This window comes from Nonomuraea sp. NPDC049504, assembly GCF_040676845.1.
Classification (GTDB): domain Bacteria; phylum Actinomycetota; class Actinomycetes; order Streptosporangiales; family Streptosporangiaceae; genus Nonomuraea; species Nonomuraea salmonea.
In genome coordinates this window covers 1-15,629 of the sequence record NZ_JBFAPT010000025.1, presented here as the reverse complement: position 1 = coordinate 15,629, position 15,629 = coordinate 1, and the positions used below count along the sequence as shown (strand labels likewise).

18 protein-coding genes are annotated in these 15,629 nt (G+C 71.3%); 11 read left to right on the top strand and 7 right to left on the bottom strand.

Annotation, left to right across the window (positions count from 1 at the left end):
- Window positions 1–17: 17 nt before the first annotated feature.
- A complete protein-coding gene (locus AB0K28_RS37815; protein WP_345385540.1) occupies window positions 18–338 on the top strand; it encodes a metalloregulator ArsR/SmtB family transcription factor in 321 nt (106 codons plus the stop codon).
- Here the strand turns inward: AB0K28_RS37815 and AB0K28_RS37810 are convergent.
- A complete protein-coding gene (locus AB0K28_RS37810; RefSeq protein ID WP_364379588.1) occupies window positions 335–2,287 on the bottom strand; it encodes a serine/threonine-protein kinase in 1,953 nt (650 codons plus the stop codon). The genes AB0K28_RS37815 and AB0K28_RS37810 overlap by 4 nt on opposite strands.
- 164 nt (window positions 2,288–2,451) lie before the next feature.
- Between AB0K28_RS37810 and AB0K28_RS37805 the strand changes: the two genes are divergently transcribed.
- Together AB0K28_RS37805 and AB0K28_RS37800 are read left to right on the top strand one after the other, a co-directional pair.
- Window positions 2,452–3,024 carry a MarR family transcriptional regulator gene (locus AB0K28_RS37805; protein WP_364379585.1) on the top strand — a complete coding sequence of 191 codons (573 nt, stop codon included), beginning with the start codon at window positions 2,452–2,454 and terminating at the stop codon, window positions 3,022–3,024.
- Window positions 3,025–3,136: 112 nt separating this feature from the next.
- Window positions 3,137–4,750 carry an FAD-binding oxidoreductase gene (locus tag AB0K28_RS37800; RefSeq protein WP_364379582.1) on the top strand — a complete coding sequence of 538 codons (1,614 nt, stop codon included), beginning with the start codon at window positions 3,137–3,139 and terminating at the stop codon, window positions 4,748–4,750.
- A gap of 169 nt (window positions 4,751–4,919) precedes the next feature.
- Here AB0K28_RS37800 and AB0K28_RS37795 read toward each other — a convergent pair whose 3' ends face one another.
- From AB0K28_RS37795 to AB0K28_RS37785, 3 genes are read right to left on the bottom strand one after another with little or no spacing between them, the layout of a single operon-like run.
- On the bottom strand, window positions 4,920–5,423 hold the full coding sequence (locus AB0K28_RS37795) for a hypothetical protein (RefSeq protein ID WP_364379579.1): 504 nt from the start codon (window positions 5,421–5,423) through the stop codon (window positions 4,920–4,922).
- A 45-nt stretch (window positions 5,424–5,468) separates the two neighbouring features.
- Window positions 5,469–6,098, bottom strand: a complete 630-nt coding sequence (locus AB0K28_RS37790; protein WP_345385552.1) for a helix-turn-helix domain-containing protein — start codon at window positions 6,096–6,098, stop codon at window positions 5,469–5,471.
- Window positions 6,099–6,108: 10 nt separating this feature from the next.
- Window positions 6,109–6,759, bottom strand: coding sequence for a hypothetical protein (locus AB0K28_RS37785; protein ID WP_364379575.1), 651 nt, complete (start codon window positions 6,757–6,759; stop codon window positions 6,109–6,111).
- Between the two features lie 143 nt (window positions 6,760–6,902).
- On the opposite strand from AB0K28_RS37785, the gene AB0K28_RS37780 reads away from it, so the two are divergent.
- Window positions 6,903–7,283: a hypothetical protein gene (locus AB0K28_RS37780; RefSeq protein ID WP_364379572.1), complete on the top strand. Its 381-nt coding sequence runs from the start codon at window positions 6,903–6,905 to the stop codon at window positions 7,281–7,283.
- A gap of 42 nt (window positions 7,284–7,325) precedes the next feature.
- On the opposite strand, the gene AB0K28_RS37775 is transcribed toward AB0K28_RS37780, so the two are convergent.
- Complete coding sequence (locus AB0K28_RS37775) at window positions 7,326–8,327, bottom strand: hypothetical protein (RefSeq protein WP_364379569.1); 1,002 nt, start codon at window positions 8,325–8,327, stop codon at window positions 7,326–7,328.
- A 160-nt stretch (window positions 8,328–8,487) separates the two neighbouring features.
- On the opposite strand from AB0K28_RS37775, the gene lexA reads away from it, so the two are divergent.
- Entirely contained in the window at window positions 8,488–9,141 is a 654-nt protein-coding gene (lexA, locus tag AB0K28_RS37770; RefSeq protein ID WP_364379566.1) for a transcriptional repressor LexA, read from the top strand.
- A 6-nt stretch (window positions 9,142–9,147) separates the two neighbouring features.
- On the opposite strand, the gene AB0K28_RS37765 is transcribed toward lexA, so the two are convergent.
- The gene (locus AB0K28_RS37765; protein WP_364379563.1) at window positions 9,148–9,954 is read right to left on the bottom strand and encodes an SAM-dependent methyltransferase; all 807 of its coding nucleotides are present in this window, start codon (window positions 9,952–9,954) and stop codon (window positions 9,148–9,150) included.
- A 179-nt stretch (window positions 9,955–10,133) separates the two neighbouring features.
- On the opposite strand from AB0K28_RS37765, the gene AB0K28_RS37760 reads away from it, so the two are divergent.
- Together AB0K28_RS37760 and AB0K28_RS37755 are read left to right on the top strand one after the other, a co-directional pair.
- The gene (locus tag AB0K28_RS37760) at window positions 10,134–10,655 is read left to right on the top strand and encodes a peptidase inhibitor family I36 protein (protein ID WP_364379560.1); all 522 of its coding nucleotides are present in this window, start codon (window positions 10,134–10,136) and stop codon (window positions 10,653–10,655) included.
- A 100-nt stretch (window positions 10,656–10,755) separates the two neighbouring features.
- A complete protein-coding gene (locus tag AB0K28_RS37755; protein WP_364379557.1) occupies window positions 10,756–11,334 on the top strand; it encodes a dihydrofolate reductase family protein in 579 nt (192 codons plus the stop codon).
- Window positions 11,335–11,368: 34 nt separating this feature from the next.
- Here the strand turns inward: AB0K28_RS37755 and AB0K28_RS37750 are convergent, their stop codons facing one another.
- Window positions 11,369–12,292, bottom strand: coding sequence for an IclR family transcriptional regulator C-terminal domain-containing protein (locus AB0K28_RS37750; protein ID WP_364379937.1), 924 nt, complete (start codon window positions 12,290–12,292; stop codon window positions 11,369–11,371).
- A 169-nt stretch (window positions 12,293–12,461) separates the two neighbouring features.
- On the opposite strand from AB0K28_RS37750, the gene AB0K28_RS37745 reads away from it, so the two are divergent.
- The 4 genes from AB0K28_RS37745 to AB0K28_RS37730 all read left to right on the top strand — a co-directional run.
- Window positions 12,462–13,115, top strand: coding sequence for an ABC transporter permease (locus AB0K28_RS37745; protein WP_355432505.1), 654 nt, complete (start codon window positions 12,462–12,464; stop codon window positions 13,113–13,115).
- The gene (locus AB0K28_RS37740) at window positions 13,102–14,094 is read left to right on the top strand and encodes an ATP-binding cassette domain-containing protein (RefSeq protein WP_364379554.1); all 993 of its coding nucleotides are present in this window, start codon (window positions 13,102–13,104) and stop codon (window positions 14,092–14,094) included. Before AB0K28_RS37745 ends, AB0K28_RS37740 begins: the two co-directional genes overlap by 14 nt.
- Window positions 14,091–14,864 carry an ABC transporter permease gene (locus AB0K28_RS37735; RefSeq protein WP_364379551.1) on the top strand — a complete coding sequence of 258 codons (774 nt, stop codon included), beginning with the start codon at window positions 14,091–14,093 and terminating at the stop codon, window positions 14,862–14,864. Before AB0K28_RS37740 ends, AB0K28_RS37735 begins: the two co-directional genes overlap by 4 nt.
- Before the next feature lie 73 nt (window positions 14,865–14,937).
- On the top strand, window positions 14,938–15,629 hold a 692-nt coding region (locus tag AB0K28_RS37730; RefSeq protein ID WP_364379548.1), incomplete at its 3' end, for a glycine betaine ABC transporter substrate-binding protein.

The window sequence follows — 15,629 nt, the reverse complement described above, 5'->3', positions numbered from 1 at the left end:
CTGCCATTGGACCGCCCATGACCGCATCGCCACCCGACCTGGTCGAGGTGTTCAAGGCGCTCGCCAACCCCGTGCGCCTGCAGGTGCTGTCGTGGCTGCGCGACCCCGAGCGGCACTTCCCGGTGGCCGACGGCATCGCCGACCCGCACGAGGCCGGCGTGTGCGTCAGCCACATCCAGGCCAAGACCGGGCTCGCCCAGTCGACCGTGTCGGCCTACATGGCCGCGCTGGAGCGGGCCGGGCTGGTGCGCTCGACCCGCATCGGCAAGTGGACGCACTACCGGCGCGACGAGGAGCGCATCGCCGCGTTCGTCGCGGTGCTCGGCCACTCGCTCTAGGGGGCCGTGTCCGTCCAGGTGTGCGCGCCGGCGGTCCCAGTGGCGGTCACGGTGGCGGTCACGGTGGCGGCGGCGCCGCCCACCTCGTACGGCTTCGTGAGGTCGACAGGGGCATCCTCCAGCGTCGCCCGGCTGAGCGTGACCGCGACCCCCTGGCCGGAGAGCGCGGGCTTGACGGCCGTCGTCTTCCCGAACGCGTCCACGGTCCACGCTCCCTTGGCGCCCGTCAGCGTCACCGTCCCGCTCTGGCCGGACTGCGTGAACGTGACCGTCCACTGCCCGGCGCCGTCCGCCGGGACCGCGCCGCCGGTCACCCACTCCACCGTCACGCTGTCCTCGCCGCCCTTGGCCACCGCCGCCAGCAGGTCCGCGTACGGGGGCGCCTTGCCGGCGTCCGGGGTGCCCGGCTTGGCGTCGCCGGCCGCGTCCCGCACGGCGGCGCCCTGGAACGGCGGCTCCTCCGGCTTCGGGGCGCGGCAGGTGAGGTCGGCCCTGGTCGTCCGGTCCGACCTGACCTTGGCCAGCGTCCAGCACTTGGTGTCGCCGAGCGCCGTCTGGAGGCGGTAGCCGCCCGGCAGGAGGGAGAAGCGGTAGCCGTCGCGGTCGGCCTTGCGCTGCGCCACGCGCTTGCCCTTGTCGGTGAAGACCTGCACCATGCCGGGCTGGTAGTCCTTGGACGCGCCCGCGTACCTGATGCCGCCCACGATCGCGCCCTCCTCCGGGGTGGGGGTGGGTTCCGTGGGCTCGACGGTCGGGGGCTCGGTGGTGGTCTCCGGGGTCTCGCTCGGCTCGGGGTCCTTCGTCTGCGTCACGAGGTCGGGGGTGGGGTCGGCCGGGGTGGCGGGTTCCGGCGTCACTTCGGCTCCGGCCTGGGTCGGCGTACGGGGCTGGCCGTCGGGGAGCAGCGCCCACACGGCGGCAGCGGCGATGCCGGCGGCGGCCAGCGCGCCCGCGGTCGCGGCGCCGCGCCGCCGGGCGGCCCTTCTCCCGGCGCCGGCCCGCGCACGGGTGGTCTTCTCCGCCGCATGCCCGGCCGTGTCGCCCGCACCGGTCCCGGACCGGCTGGGCGTCGGCTCCTCGGTCGAGGGGGCCACCGGGAAACCGTCCGTCAGCGGCGAGTCGGAGGCCACCTCGCCGGACAGCGCGCGGGCCGCCGCGGCCAGCGCGCCTGCCGTGGGCCAGCGGGCGGCCGGATCCTTGGCCAGGGCCCGCATCACGACCTCGGCGACCGCCGGGGGAACGTCCGCCGGCAGCGGCGGTGGCGGATCGTGGACGTGCTGGAGCGCGATCGCGACCGCGTTGTCCCCGTGGAAGGGCGGCCGGCCCGACAGGCACTCGTACGCGACGACGCCCAGCGCGTACACGTCCATGGCCGCGCTCGGCTCGGCGCCCTCCGCCTGCTCGGGCGCACAGTACGTGGCGGTGCCCAGCACGATGCCCGAGGCCGTCAGCTTGTGCCCCTCGGCCGCGCGGGCGATGCCGAAGTCGGTCAGCACGACGCTGCCGTCGGCCCTGACGATGAGGTTGCCCGGCTTGACGTCGCGGTGCACCACACCGGCGTCGTGCGCGGCCTGCAGCGCCTCGGCCGTCTGGGCGACGAGGTCCATCGTGGCGCCGGCCGAGATGCGTCCCCTGCGCTCCAGCAGGAGGTGCAGCGGCTCCCCGTCGAGGTACTTCATCACCAGGTACGGCGTGCGCCGCCCGTCCACGTCCGCGATCCCGTAGTCGAACACCCCGACCACCCCGGGATGCTCGACGGTCGCCATCGACCTGGCCTCGGCGTGGAACCTGGCCGCCGCGTCCCCGTCGAGCCCCGCGCGGACGGTCTTCACCGCGACGACCCGGTCGAGCAGGACGTCCAGGGCCCGCCAGACCTCGCCGTGCCCCCCGCTGCCCAGCCGCGACAGCAGGCGGTAGCGCCCCGCCAGCACGGTCTCCGGCATGATCATGTTCGTCCGGCCCACCTTTCACTCCAATACGCCCCCGTTCTCATGAAGACGTCCGAAGCGGCGAAACGGTTCGGCGATCCACGGAATCGGCACAACGGGCGGGCCCGGCGCCGCACCTATACTTCGGAGCCGGACTTCCGCTCAAAAGGCGTAGGGAGGGCCGCGTGCCCGGGCAACGGTCGATCACCGAGGCGGAGAAACTGGTCGAGGCGAAGCTCGGCGGCACGCCGATCGACCGGGAGCGCATGGCCCTGGTCGCCAACATCTACCGCGCCGCCGCCGCGGTCCGCCACCACCTGGAGAACGCCGTCCTGCGCAGCGGCGACCTCACCTGGACCGCGTTCGTGGTGCTGTGGGTGATCTGGATCTGGGGCGAGCCGGAGAGCCGCCACGTGGCCCGCGAGTCGGGCATCTCCAAGGGCACGCTGACCGGCGTCCTGCACACGCTGGAGTCACGCGGGCTGGTCGAGCGCCACCGGCATGCCTCCGACGGCCGCCTCGTGCTGGTGCGCCTGACCGCCGCCGGCGAGGAGTTCATGCGGGGGTCGCTGCCCGCGTTCGACGCCGAGGAGTCGTTCATCACCTCCCGCCTCGACCGCGACGCCTGCCTGGCGCTGACCGACGGGCTGCGCCAGGTCGTCCTGCAGGTGGAGGAGCACGGCGAGGAGCGGCGGCTCGCCCTCCTCGACGGCGCCGAGCCCGCGCCGCGCCGCAGCGGCCGCCGCCGCCGATCCTGAAAGTGCAACCAGCTTCGCCCGGGGGTGTACCTAGGTGCATTCCTCGTTCATCGCGCCGCTCCTAGCGTCGGTGGGGTCGGATTTTCCCCTCCCATGACTTGGAGTCGCTGACATGAGTGATGTGACGCGCCGGCGGCTGCTCGGCGGTACGGCGGCGCTGGGCGGCGTGGTCACCGCGGGCCTCATCCCCGCGCTGCCGGCCGCCGCCTCGACCAGGCACGCCGATCTCGGCCCCGTCCGCATCGGGCAGAAGGACCCGCGCTACGCCGACCTCGCCGTCCGCGGCATGAACCGGCGCTTCCGTCCCGAGCCCGAGTACTTCCAGGTGGTCGGCTCCACCGAGCAGGTGGTGAAAGCCGTGGGCGACGCGGTGCGCGCCGGCAAGCGGGTGACCGTGCGCAGCGGCGGCCACTGCTACGAGGACTTCGTCGGCGACGGCTCGCAGGTCGTCATCGACATGTGCGAGATGAACGAGGTCTCCTTCGACGAGCGGCGCGGCGCGTTCATGGTCCAGCCAGGAGCGACGCTGATGGACGTGTACCGGACGCTCCACCTCGGCTGGGGCGTGACGCTGCCCGGCGGCCAGTGCGGCACCGTCGCGGCCGGCGGGCACATCGTGGGCGGCGGCTACGGCGCCCTGTCCCGCCGGTACGGGCTCACCATCGACTACCTGCACGCCGTGGAGGTCGTGGTGGTGGACAAGTCCGGCCGGGCCCGCGCCGTCGTCGCCACCCGCGACCCGCGCGACCCCGGCCACGACCTGTGGTGGGCGCACACCGGGGCCGGCGGCGGCAACTTCGGCGTCGTCACCCGCTACTGGCTGCGCGACCCGAAGGCCAAGGGCGACGACCCCGCGAAGCTGCTGCCCAGGCCGCCCGCCGAGCTGCTCACCGGGGTCGCCGTCTGGTCCTGGCAGGGCATGACGAAGGAGTCGTTCCGCCGGTTGCTGCGCAACCACGGCGCCTGGCACGAGCGCAACAGCGACCCGTCCTCGCCGTACGCGTCGCTGTTCGGGGTGCTGATGGTGAACGGCAGGAGCGACGGCGCCGACCCCGGCGGCATCGTCCTGGCCTGCCAGATGGACGCCACAGGGCCCGACGCCGAGAAGCGCATGAAGGACTTCATCGCCGCCGTGGGCGAGGGCGTCACGCCGGCCGCGACGGTCCTGCCGATCGGGCGGCAGCCCTGGTACCAGGCGATCCGCTCGTTCGCGCTCAGCGAGGGCGAGCAGTCCAGCCACTTCAAGGTCAAGTCCGGATATTTGCGGAAACGCTTCACCGACCGGCAGATCGACGTCGCCTACGACCACCTGAGCAAGCCCGCCTCGACGACGCGGGCGCTGTGGGCGGTGTCGTACGGCGGCCAGGTCAACACCGTCCCCTCCGCCGCCACCGCCACCGCGGAACGCGACTCCATCCTCAAGGTCTTCTGCCTGGCCACCTGGCAGGACGCCAAGGACGACGCCACCCAGCTCCGGTGGGTACGGGAGTTCCACCGGGACCTGTACGCGACGACCGGGGGCGTACCGGTGCCGGGGGGCAACTGCGGCGGCGCCTACATCAACTACCCCGACACCGACCACGCCGACCCGAAGTGGAACACCTCCGGCGTCCCCTGGACGACGCTGTACTTCGGCGGGAACTACCCGCGGTTGCAGCGCGTGAAGGCCCGCTGGGACCCGCGGAACGTCTTCCACCACGCCATGTCCATCCGCCTCCCCGCCTGACGACGAGCCGCGGATGATCCGCCTCCCTGCCCGAGGACCAGCGCGGATGATCGGCCGCCCGTCCGGGTACGAGCACGCCCCGCTGCCGGCCGGATCCGGGAGCCCCGCCGCCACCTGTTCCCCTTCACGGTCACGCACGCGGTCCTGGTGGTGGCGGGCTCCCCTGTGGTCAGCCGATCCAGAACTGCAAGGTGAACAGGTGCACCCGGAAGATGTCGCGCGGAAACGCGGGGTCGTCGACATTGACCGGAGCCTTCGTGGAGATCCGGACCGGCCACTTCGCGGCCCGGCGGCCCAGGTCGAACACGGTGTGGTAATCGGCTTCGTCGAAGAAGCTCACCGCGACGATCCGCCCGGACGTCAGAAAGATCTCCCCCTCCCATGTCCGCCATGAGGGGTCCGGCGGCGGTGGCGGCACGTCCCATAACTCGTAACGCACGTAGGCCCGCACGTCGCGCTCGAGTCCGAAGGTCACACCGTTGGGGCCGGTCATGAGCCATTCGGGATACGGATCTCCGAGATGCCAGATAGTGGTCTCGGCAGGGAACATCCCCTCGATGACTTCGAGGTCCGCGACTCCGAAGAGATGCGAGATCCCGGATGGTTCGGTGAACGCTTTCATCGGCTCGGACATCCTGGCCTGCTCCCGCTTCAGGGGCTGATCGACGGTCATGATCTGAGCGAAGAGTAGCGACGGGCCGGCACAGGAAGCCGGCCGTCAGGGGTTGAGGAGTTCGCGGGGCAGGGCTTCTGACCACCATTCTTCGACGCGGGACGGTGGCCAGCCGCGTTCGTTCGTGAGGGTGGTGTAGACGTCGATGTTGCACAGGGCCGCGTAGATGTCGGTGGCGGTGCGGACGGTCAGGTCGGGGCGGAGGGTTCCTGCGGGCCAGGAGGAGAAGACGGCGAGGCGGGTCTCGTCGGCTCGGGCTCGGCTGTCGCGGTAGAACGCGGCAAGGTCGGGCTCTGCGCGGGCGGCTTCGCGAAGCGGCACGATGACGTCGCCCGCCTGCTCGAACAGGCGGCGGTCGAAGGCGGCCATCACGGCCAGCTGACGTTCGGGGGTCGCCTCAGGGGCCTCCAGTTCGGCCAGCTGGCGGGCGGGGTCGGCGGACAGGCCGGCGGCGTCCGCCAGTGCCCGGGTCAGGCCGGCCTTGTTGCCGTACACCGCATAGACCGTCGGCACGGACACGCCCGCCTCGCGGGCGACGTCGCGGACGGTCGTCGCGCTCCAGCCGCGCGCGACGAAGAGGCGGCGTGCGGCCTGGGCGATCTCGGCGCGGGTCTCCATCGCCTGCGCCGTGCGGCGCAGCGAGTCGTAGCGGCGCCGGGTCCCCTCTGCGCTCATGACGAGGACGTTATCGCAGCAGCAGGGTGACGCTGTACGCGACGATCCACGCCAGCCACCCCAGCCAGCCGATCAGCCCGGCCAGCCCGAGACGGTTGCCGCCCTCGACGTTGTACGGCGCCGCGAGCGAGGACACCAGGAGCAGCGCCGCGCTCGCGTAGCCGAGACCCGCCTGCCAGACGGGCACGAGCCCGCCGCTCACCCCCGCGACCGTGAAGCCGAGCAGCGCCATGGCCAGGAACGCCTGGTTGAACCCGAACAGCACGTTGCTCATCCCCCACAGACCCGCCATCGAGCCGCGTCCGTGGCGGGCGGCCGTCGCCATGCCGAACCGCAGCGCCTCGATGCAGGTGAACGTCGCATTCTGCAGCACCACCGCGGCGAACCCCATCAGCGCCCACGCCCCCTGGTCGGCGTCGCCGCGCCACAACACCGACAGCAGCCCCGCAGCGAAGAAGGTGAGGCACAGCCAGGTCACCGGCACGACCACCGACGGCCGTTTCAACGCGCCCGCGATGCCGTCGTAGGAGTCGGTGGCCGCGTCCAGGCCCTGTCCCGAGGTCGGCAGCGGAAGGCCGGAGCGGAGATAGATCGCGTTGACGACCAGACCCACGAGCACGAACCCGACCCCACCCAGCCCCGCCAGAACGGTGAACTCCATCTCGGCGCCCCTTCGATTTGAGTTAACGCTACTTATAATCAATATAAGGAACGTTAGCAGCGGAGGAGCGCGCCTCGAAACGGCTCGGCCTGATGCTGGTCGGGGGCCATATGGGCTTCTAGGCTGGGTATGAGGTGATTGTCATGTATGAGTCGCATGTCCAGCCTCATCGTTACGTCGCCTGGAAGGACCCGGGCGACCAGGACGCCGAGGAGGAGTGCCGGGTCTGTGGGGAGCAGGAGGACCCGCGGCGGCCTGGGCTGCACCGTAATGAGATCGCGCCTGAGCGGCCCGCCGATCCGGCCGAGTTGCCGCTGCTCGACCATCTCGTACGCGTGATCCGCACCGAACTGGCCGACACCCGGGTGCCGCTGCTCGACGCGCACCTCGACATCCTCGCCAGGCGCGCCGCCCACGCCCTCTACCTGCGCGGCGCGATCAGGCCCCGCCGCTCCGACTGGCGCCCGCCGACCGGTCACGGCGTTCGCGGCAAAGTGGCCGCCACGCGGACGGCCGAAGGCTAGGGCCGAAGAGCCGAACGTGTCATGGACGAATCGGAGCCGCGGTCACTCCACGACGTCGGCCACCGGCCGCCGGACGGCGCCGTGCTCGTCGAACGTGATCCCCAGCCGCATCACCATCTGCGGATGCGCCCCCGAGCACAGCTCCTCGCTCAGAAAAGCGCGCAGGTGCGGGAACTCCAGCGCCTGGGTGTGGAAGGCGGCGCTGACGCCGTAAGCGCTCGCGTGCAGCAGGACGCGTTGCAGGGCCTGACCTGCGGTGATCCAGTCGGCGGCGGTGTCGCCCGGGGTGGTGAGCAGCGCCACCACGCCGATGGAGGTGGCGGCCGGGTCGCCGCGGGTGCCCCAGTCGTGGCGCCAGGCGTAGTCGCGCTGGGCGAAGCCGGAGGAGCCCGTCTCGGCGGAGTGCGCGGGGTAGGCGTCGGCGGGGACGCCGTCCTTGCGGGCGCTGCCCGGCGGCCTGGCCCAGCGGATGAGCTCCAGCGTGAACGCCCGGTCCATGGACTGGACGTGCTGCGCCGCCTCCGTCAGGGCGGCGAGGACCCGGATGGCCCGGGGCTCCCGGACCGGGGTGAGCCGGGCGCCTTCTGCGGCGGCCTGGCGGACCAGCGCCTCCACCAGCCGGTCGGGGACGGGCATGCCGGTGAAGGGGGCGCGGTGCGTGCGGCGGTGCCTGATCTCCCCGTGCAACGTCTTGGTGTGCTCGTCGGGGGCGGTCCGCTCACCCAGCCGGACGATGGCGAGCAGCGCCGGCTTGTCGGGGTCGGGCAGCAGGCGGACGACCGGCTCGTACTCGTGGCGGCGCAGCGCCGTGCACAGGTTGAACAGCGCGGCCCCGCAGCTGATGTGCAGGTGACGGCCCTCTGGGTCGGCGCGGCGCAGCCTCCTGGCGGTGTCGGCGCGCACGGTGATCTCGTCCCCTGAGACGGTGAACGTCCACGGCTGGCTGTTGTGCACCGACGGCGCCCAGGTGGCCGCCTCCAGCGCGGCCCGGACGGCCTGCTCAGCCTGCTCGCCGAGGTCCGCGGGCTTGTGCATGGTGGTCATGGGGGGCTTCCTCTCCGAGGCGCCTTGTTCGTACCTCTCCATCACAGCCGCACACAGGGCAGGGTGTCAGTGCTGGAGGGCCCGCGTTCGAAGGACCTTCGTCCTTCACCTGACGCCTCGATGACCGCGGAAAGACGCGGCAGGCTCTAGCATTTCGGCGGTGAGCACCTACGGCGACGCGTTCGAGCACCTCGACGTCCACCACCTCCCCCAGCGGCAGCAGCACATCCTGGCCACGATCAGGGACTGGGTGGTCAGGCACGGTTACCCGCCGAGCACGCGCGAGATCGCCAGGGCGGTGGGGCTGCGGTCGGCCTCGACGGTGTCCAAGCACCTGAAGGCGCTGGAGGATCAGGGGCTGCTGCGCAGGGGCGCGGCGATGGCGCGGCCGATCGACGTACGGCTGTTCCTGCGCCCCGAGTCCGCCGAGCCGGCGGCCGGCCTGGTGAGCGTGCCGGTGGTGGGCGACATCGCGGCGGGCGTGCCCATCCCGGCCGACGAACTGCTGGACGAGACGCTGACCCTGCCGCGCGACCTGACGGGCCGGGGCACGGTGTTCGCGCTGCGGGTGCGCGGTGACTCGATGATCGAGGCGGCGATCTGCGACGGCGACGTCGTCGTCGTACGGCAGCAGCCCGACGCGCACTCGGGCCAGATCGTCGCCGCGATGATCGACGGCGAGGCCACCGTCAAGGTCTTCCGCCGCCGCGGCGGCCACGTCTATCTGGAGCCGCGCAACCCGGCGTACGAGGTGATCGACGGCGACGAGGCCACCGTGCTGGGCATCGTGGTGTCGGTGCTGCGCAGCGTCTGAGGACGGTCAGGGCTTCCTGCCGAGTGCACCGAACTGGAAGACCTCGCGGTCCTGGAAGCTCGTCTCCGGCTCTGGGCGCCACTTCGGCAGCGAGACGAGACCGGGCTCCAGCAGGTCGAGGCCGTCGAAGAAGGCGCGCAGCTCGTCCTCGGTGCGCAGCGTCAGCGGGGTGGCGCCGCTGGCGTTCCACTCGGCGGCGGCCTTGTCCATCGAGGCGCTGCGCACGCTGTGCGCGAGCGCGAGGTGGCTGCCGGACGGCAGCGCGTCGAGGAGCGCGCGCACCGAGGCGTGCGCCAGCTCGGCGTCCGGCACGAACTCCAGCACGCCCATCAGCAGCAGCGCGACCGGGCGGGAGAAGTCGAGGGTACGAGCGGCGTCGCGCAGGATCGGCGCGGGTTCGCGCAGGTCGGCGTCGAGGTAGTCGGTCACGCCCTCCTCGGTGCCCACCAGCAGCGCCCGCGCGTGGACCAGCACGATCGGGTCGTTGTCGACGTACACGATCCTGGCCTTGGGGTTGACCCGCTGGGCCACCTGGTGCGTGTTGTCGGCGGTGGGGATGCCGGTGCCCACGTCGAGGAACTGGTCGATGCCGCACTCGTCGGCCAGGTGGCGCACGACGCGGCCGATGAACTCCCGTTCGGCCCGCGCGTTGACCGGCAGGTCGGGCATGACCTTCACGATCTCCTCGCCGACCTCGCGGTCGGGGGCGTAGTTGTCCTTGCCGCCCAGCCAGTAGTCCCACACACGGGCGGGGTGCGGGACGGAGGTGTCCATGCGTGCGGCCAGCTCGGCGCGGTCTGCGTTCTCCCCCATCACAGCCTCCTCATCAGCATCATCTTCAAAGTTCCAAGAGATCAACATAGACGCCATCCCCCGCCTTCGCCGGGCAAATGCCGCAGGTGGCTCCATTCGCTCAACAGGGACTCAACAGGCGCTCAACACGGCGCCGCCTAGCGTCTCCCCCGACGGATCACCCGAAGGGGGAGGACGACATGAGGCACACAACCAGGACCGGGACCGGCCGGGCGCGGCGCACGCTGGTGCGGGCGGGCTCGGTGATCGCCGCCGGCGCGGTCGTGGCGGGCGCTCTCAACGCCGCCCCGGCCCAGGCGGCCGCCAACGCCGCGCGGATCAACGCCTATCTGGCCGCGGTCCCGTACGGGACGAAGATCAGCAACAACGAGATCGCCTGGGAGGGCGGCTCGGTGCGGCTGCTGCTGTCGGCCACGCAGGCGTCCTGCCCGCACGGCTGGTACTGCGTGTACGAGCACAGGAACTGGCGCGGCGCCATGGCCAAGTGGCGTTCGTCGCCGGCGAAGTGCAAGAAGTTCAACTTCACCCGCTACTGGCGCGACAAGGTCTCGTCGTTCTGGGCGCGCGGCTCGTGCGAGCGCGGCAACTACTTCCTCAAGGACAACAAGAGGTGGCAGCCGGACCCGTTCCAGCTCTTCGAGGGCAAGAAGGCGTGGGTGCGCTTCAACGACCGCTACGACTACGCCGCCAAGGGCCTGTAAGAAATCTCACCTGAGGCGTGTCGATCCGGGGGCCGGCCGTTCGACGCATGGGTGAGCGGCCCCGTCCGGGGCCGGCTCACGGACGCTGTCAGGAGATCTCATGAGCACCGTGGTGATGCACAACGTGGTGTCGGTCGACGGCTTCATCGCCGACGCGCACGGCCAGGTCGGCCCGCTGTTCGACTGGTACGGCAACGGCACCGTGGACGTCGGCCTGGGCCGGGTGTCGCAGGCGTCGGCCGGCTACCTCCAGCAGGTCCTGCCGGAGGTAGGGGCGCTGGTGATCGGCCGGCACCTGTTCGACACCACCGACGGCTGGAATGGCCGGCCGGCGTCGGGCGAGCACGTCGTCGTGGTGACGCACCGGCCCCGGCCCGAGGGCTGGCACCCGGACGCGCCCTTCCACTTCGTCGAGGGCGTCGCCGAAGCGGTCGCCAAGGCGCGCGAGCTGGCCGGCGAGCGCACGGTCGGCGTGGCGGCGGGCGAGGTCGGCGGCCAGGCCCTCGCCCTCGGGCTGGTGGACGAGGTGGCCATGGACGTCGTGCCGGTCGTCTTCGGCTCCGGCAAGCGGTACTTCGGCTCGCTGGACACGCAGCACCTGCTGGAGGACCCGCACGTGGTCATCCAGGGCGACCGCGTGCTCCACCTGCGCTACCGCGTCCGCCGCCAGAGCCGCTGAGCCGCTGGAGCCGGCCAGTGCTCGCTAGAGCTCGCTAGAGCTCGCAGCCGGGGTCGGGCGAAACGGCGGGGTCTGGCGAAACGGCGAGGCCCTGGTCCGATGGGGCCTCGGGGGCGGGGTCCGATGCGGCGGGGTCCGATGCGGCGGGGTCCGAGCAGGCGGGCTCTGTTGCGGTGGGGCGGGTGGCGCGGCGGGTGCGGGCCGGTTCGCCCGGCGGACGGGGGCCCGCCGGGCCGTGGCCCAGCCCGATCGAGAACTCCCCCGCCGTCTGCGCCACGACCCCGCCGATCTCGTGCAGGCGGGCCCGCCCCGACGTCCGGGTGACCGACACGGTGAGCGCCGCCGTGATCAGCCCGCGATGATCGCGTACGGGAGCCGACACCCCGACCTCGGTGTCGTCCAGTTCGGTGTCGGAGATCGCGTACCCGGCCGTGCGCACGTGCGCCAGCTCGGCCAGCCACTGCTCCTCGCTGCCGACCGCGCTGTCCAGCCCCGACGGCAGGGTGGCGCGCAGCAGCTCGCGGACGCGGTCGTCGTCCCAGTCGGCCAGCAGGGAGCGACCTGCCCCCGCCATGATGACGGGGACCGACACACCCTCCCACACCCGGTGATAGGCCCGCGAGGAGGGTACCGACAGCAGGGTCAGCACCATGCTGCCGCGCAGCACGCACAGGTAGGCGTCCTCGTCGAACGCGGCGGCCAGGCGCCGGACGTAGGGGGCGGCCAGGCGTACGAGCCGCGCGTGCTGGGTGCGGGCGGCGAGCGCGAACAGCCGCCACCCGAGCCGGTAACGGCGAGTGAGCGGGTCGCGTTCGACCATGCCTTCGAGCTCCAGTGACCGCAGAGCCCGCGAGACCTGGCTTTTCTCCCGGTCGAGCCGCTCTGCGATCCAGCTCACGCCGAAGCCGTCGGCGTCCCGTTCATCCCCATGACCTGCGAGTACTTCGAGGATCTCCATGTCCCGGCGTAGCCCGGCCGAGGACACTGGCGGCTTCTCCGTCATCCTTGTCCGTTCGTAACGAAAGCATTGCACTAGTGTTGCGCTAGCTGCATCTCATTTTGCGCTCACCGCAACAGATCGCATACGTTTGCGAATCCATGCAAGCGTAAGCGAAGGTGGTCACTTCATGAGTTTCGGCGAGTACGTGGTCTCTCGATGGGACACCCTCTCGCTGGCCGCCGCCGAACACGCCCTCGTCGTGGCGATCGCGATCCTCATCGCCACCCTCATCGGCGTCGCCGTCGGGCTCCTCTCCTACGACTCTCCGAGAGTACGCGGCAGCTCCATAGCGGTCTCCGCGGCGATCCTCACGATCCCCTCGCTGGCGCTGCTCACCCTGCTCATCCCGATCACCGGCCTGGGCTGGGGCTCGACGCTGGTCTCGCTCGTCGTGTACGCGTTCCTGCCGATCATCCGCAACACCGTGACCGGGCTCAACGGCCTGGACGCGGCCACCGTGGAGGCGGGCCGCGGCATGGGCCTGACCCGTACGCGGGTGCTGCTGCAGGTGCAGCTCCCGCTGGCCTGGCCGCTGATCCTGGCGGGCGTGCGGATCTCGGCGCAGATGCTCATCGGCATCGCCGCCATCGCCGCCTTCGTCGACGGGCCCGGCCTCGGCAACCAGATCTTCGAGGGCCTGTCCAGGCTCGGCTCGGTGAACTCGCTCAACGCCACGCTCGCCGGCACCCTCGGCGTCGTCGTCATCGCCATCCTGTTCGACCTGTTCTTCTTCGCCGTCCGCCTACTGACCACCCCGAGGGGGCTTCGTGTTCGACCGTGACTCCGAAGGCGTGCGCATCGAGCTGCGCTCGCTGACCAAGCAGTACCCGGGGCAGGCCGCCCCAGCGGTCGACAACGTCACCCTCGACATCCCGGCGGGCGAGCTCGTCGTGTTCGTGGGGCCGTCCGGGTGCGGCAAGACGACCACGATGAAGATGATCAACCGGCTGGTGGAGCCCACCTCCGGCGAGATCCGCATCGGCGGCGAGGACGTGCTCAGCCTCAACCCCGACCAGCTGCGCCGGCACGTCGGGTACGCCATCCAGCAGGTCGGCCTGTTCCCCCACCTGACCGTGGCACAGAACATCGGCCTGGTGCCCAAGCTGCTCGGCTGGGCCCCGGCCAAGGTGGCCGAGCGCGTCGAGGAGCTGCTCGCGCTGGTCAGCCTGGAGCCGTCGGCGTTCCGCGACCGCTACCCGCGCCAGCTCTCCGGCGGCCAGCAGCAGCGCGTCGGCGTCGCCAGGGCCCTGGCCGCCGACCCGCCCGTGATGCTCATGGACGAGCCGTTCGGCGCCACCGACCCGATCACCCGCGAGCACCTGCAGAACGAGTTCGTCCGCCTGCAGAAGCAGCTGCGCAAGACGATCATCTTCGTCACCCATGACTTCGAGGAGGCGATCAAGCTGGGCGACCGCATCGCGATCCTCCGCGAACGCTCCCACATCGCCCAGTACGACACCCCCGCCAACATCCTCGCCGACCCCGCCGACGACTACGTGGCCAGCTTCATCGGCCAGGACGGCACGCTCAAGCGGCTGGCGCTGCTGCGGGTCGAGGACATCCCGCCCGCCGAGTCGTCCCCGGATCCGGCGCTGCTGCAGGTGGCGGCCGGCACCACGCTGCGCGAGGCGCTCGACCTCATGCTGGCCCACGGCACCGACCGGTGCAGCACGCCGTCGGGGGTGCTCACCTACGCCTCGCTCTGCGCGGCGGTCGGCGCGCCCGAGCAGGAGGGCGCGGGAAGCGGAGGTCTCCGGTGACCGCCCAGACCCTGCGCGTCGCGCCCGTCCGTCCCCTCGAACGGCGCATGCCCCGCGTCCGCAGCCTGCTGTTCACCCCGATCGCGGTGCTCGTCGTGCTCGCCGCCCTCTACCTCTGGGTCGGCACGCTGGAGCTGGACTCGATCGAGCAGCGCAGCCTCAACACCTCCGTCATCGTCACCAAGGCCGTCGAGCACCTGAAGATGACGGCCGCCGCGACCCTCCTCGTCGTGGTCATCGCCATCCCGCTCGGCATCGTCGCCTCGCGGGCCCGCAACAAGATCGTCGCGCCGCTCATCCTCACCGTGGGCAACCTGGGCCAGGCCGTCCCCTGCATCGGCCTGCTGGTGCTCGCCACGTTCCTGATGGGCGTCGGCTTCCAGACCGCGCTGGTCGGCCTCGTCGCGTACGCGGTGCTGCCCGTGCTGCGCAACACCATGGTCGGCGTGCAGCAGGTCGATCCCGCGCTCATCGAGGCGGCGCGCGGCATGGGCATGACCCGTGGCCAGGTGCTGCGGCGGGTGGAGCTCAAGCTCGCGGTGCCGGCGATCCTGGCCGGGCTGCGTACCGCGCTCGTCCTGACCGTCGGCGTGGCCACGCTCGGCGCCTTCGTCGCGGCCGGCGGCTTCGGCGAGCTGATCATCAATGGACTCAAGCTCAACCGCATGCCCGTCACCATCGTCGGCGGCGTGCTCACCGCGTGCATCGCGTTCCTCATCGACTGGCTCGGCGGTCTGGCCGAGCACGCGCTCAAGCCGCGCGGCATGTGACCCCGCCCCCCGGAAATCCCCCCGTTTCGTCAAGCAGTTCCCCCACGCAACCCCCACACGAGGTGTTTCTGACATGCGTTTCCGTCCCCTCAGGACGACACTCACCCTTCTCGCCGCCGCGACGCTGACCCTGTCGGCCGCCGCGTGCGGCGGCTCCGGCTCCGTCGAAACGGGCAGCGCCGGTGACGAGCTGGCGGGCGCCAAGCTCGTGATCGGCTCCAAGGACTTCACCGAGAACATCATGCTCGGCAAGATCGCCGTGCACCTGCTCCAAGCGCACGGCGCGGAGATCGAGGACAAGACCAACCTCGGCGGCACCGTACCCAACCGCAAGGCCCTCGAGTCCGGCGAGATCGACCTGTACTGGGACTACTCCGGCACCGGCTGGATCGAGTTCCTCAAGAACACCAAGCCGATCCAGGACTCGGCCGAGCAGTTCAAGGCCACCGCCGAGGCCGACCTGAGCAAGAACAAGATCAAGTGGATCGGGCCGACCCCGCTCAACAACACCTACGCCCTGGCCATCCGCTCCGAGAAGGCGCAGGAACTGGGCGTCAAGACCGTCTCCGACGTGGCCGAGCTGCTCAAGACCAAACCGCAGGAGGTCACGCTCTGCATCGAGACGGAGTTCTCCACGCGTGACGACGGCCTGCCCGGCCTGTCCAAGGCGTACGAGATGGAGATCCCGAAGAACCAGGTCAAGCTGCTCGACACCGGCGTCGTCTACACCGAGACCGACAAGGGACAGACCTGCAACTTCGGTGA

Coding starts and splice junctions, on each gene's coding strand:
- AB0K28_RS37815 (WP_345385540.1), top strand. CDS start 18: ATGACCGCATCGCCACCCGACCTGGTCGAGGTGTTCAAGGCGCTCGCC.
- AB0K28_RS37775 (WP_364379569.1), bottom strand. CDS start 8,327: ATGACCACCATGCACAAGCCCGCGGACCTCGGCGAGCAGGCTGAGCAG.
- AB0K28_RS37760 (WP_364379560.1), top strand. CDS start 10,134: ATGAGGCACACAACCAGGACCGGGACCGGCCGGGCGCGGCGCACGCTG.
- AB0K28_RS37755 (WP_364379557.1), top strand. CDS start 10,756: ATGAGCACCGTGGTGATGCACAACGTGGTGTCGGTCGACGGCTTCATC.
- AB0K28_RS37745 (WP_355432505.1), top strand. CDS start 12,462: ATGAGTTTCGGCGAGTACGTGGTCTCTCGATGGGACACCCTCTCGCTG.
- AB0K28_RS37800 (WP_364379582.1), top strand. CDS start 3,137: ATGAGTGATGTGACGCGCCGGCGGCTGCTCGGCGGTACGGCGGCGCTG.
- AB0K28_RS37810 (WP_364379588.1), bottom strand. CDS start 2,287: ATGATCATGCCGGAGACCGTGCTGGCGGGGCGCTACCGCCTGCTGTCG.
- AB0K28_RS37780 (WP_364379572.1), top strand. CDS start 6,903: ATGTATGAGTCGCATGTCCAGCCTCATCGTTACGTCGCCTGGAAGGAC.
- AB0K28_RS37790 (WP_345385552.1), bottom strand. CDS start 6,098: ATGAGCGCAGAGGGGACCCGGCGCCGCTACGACTCGCTGCGCCGCACG.
- AB0K28_RS37750 (WP_364379937.1), bottom strand. CDS start 12,292: ATGGAGATCCTCGAAGTACTCGCAGGTCATGGGGATGAACGGGACGCC.
- AB0K28_RS37795 (WP_364379579.1), bottom strand. CDS start 5,423: ATGACCGTCGATCAGCCCCTGAAGCGGGAGCAGGCCAGGATGTCCGAG.
- AB0K28_RS37785 (WP_364379575.1), bottom strand. CDS start 6,759: ATGGAGTTCACCGTTCTGGCGGGGCTGGGTGGGGTCGGGTTCGTGCTC.
- AB0K28_RS37765 (WP_364379563.1), bottom strand. CDS start 9,954: ATGGGGGAGAACGCAGACCGCGCCGAGCTGGCCGCACGCATGGACACC.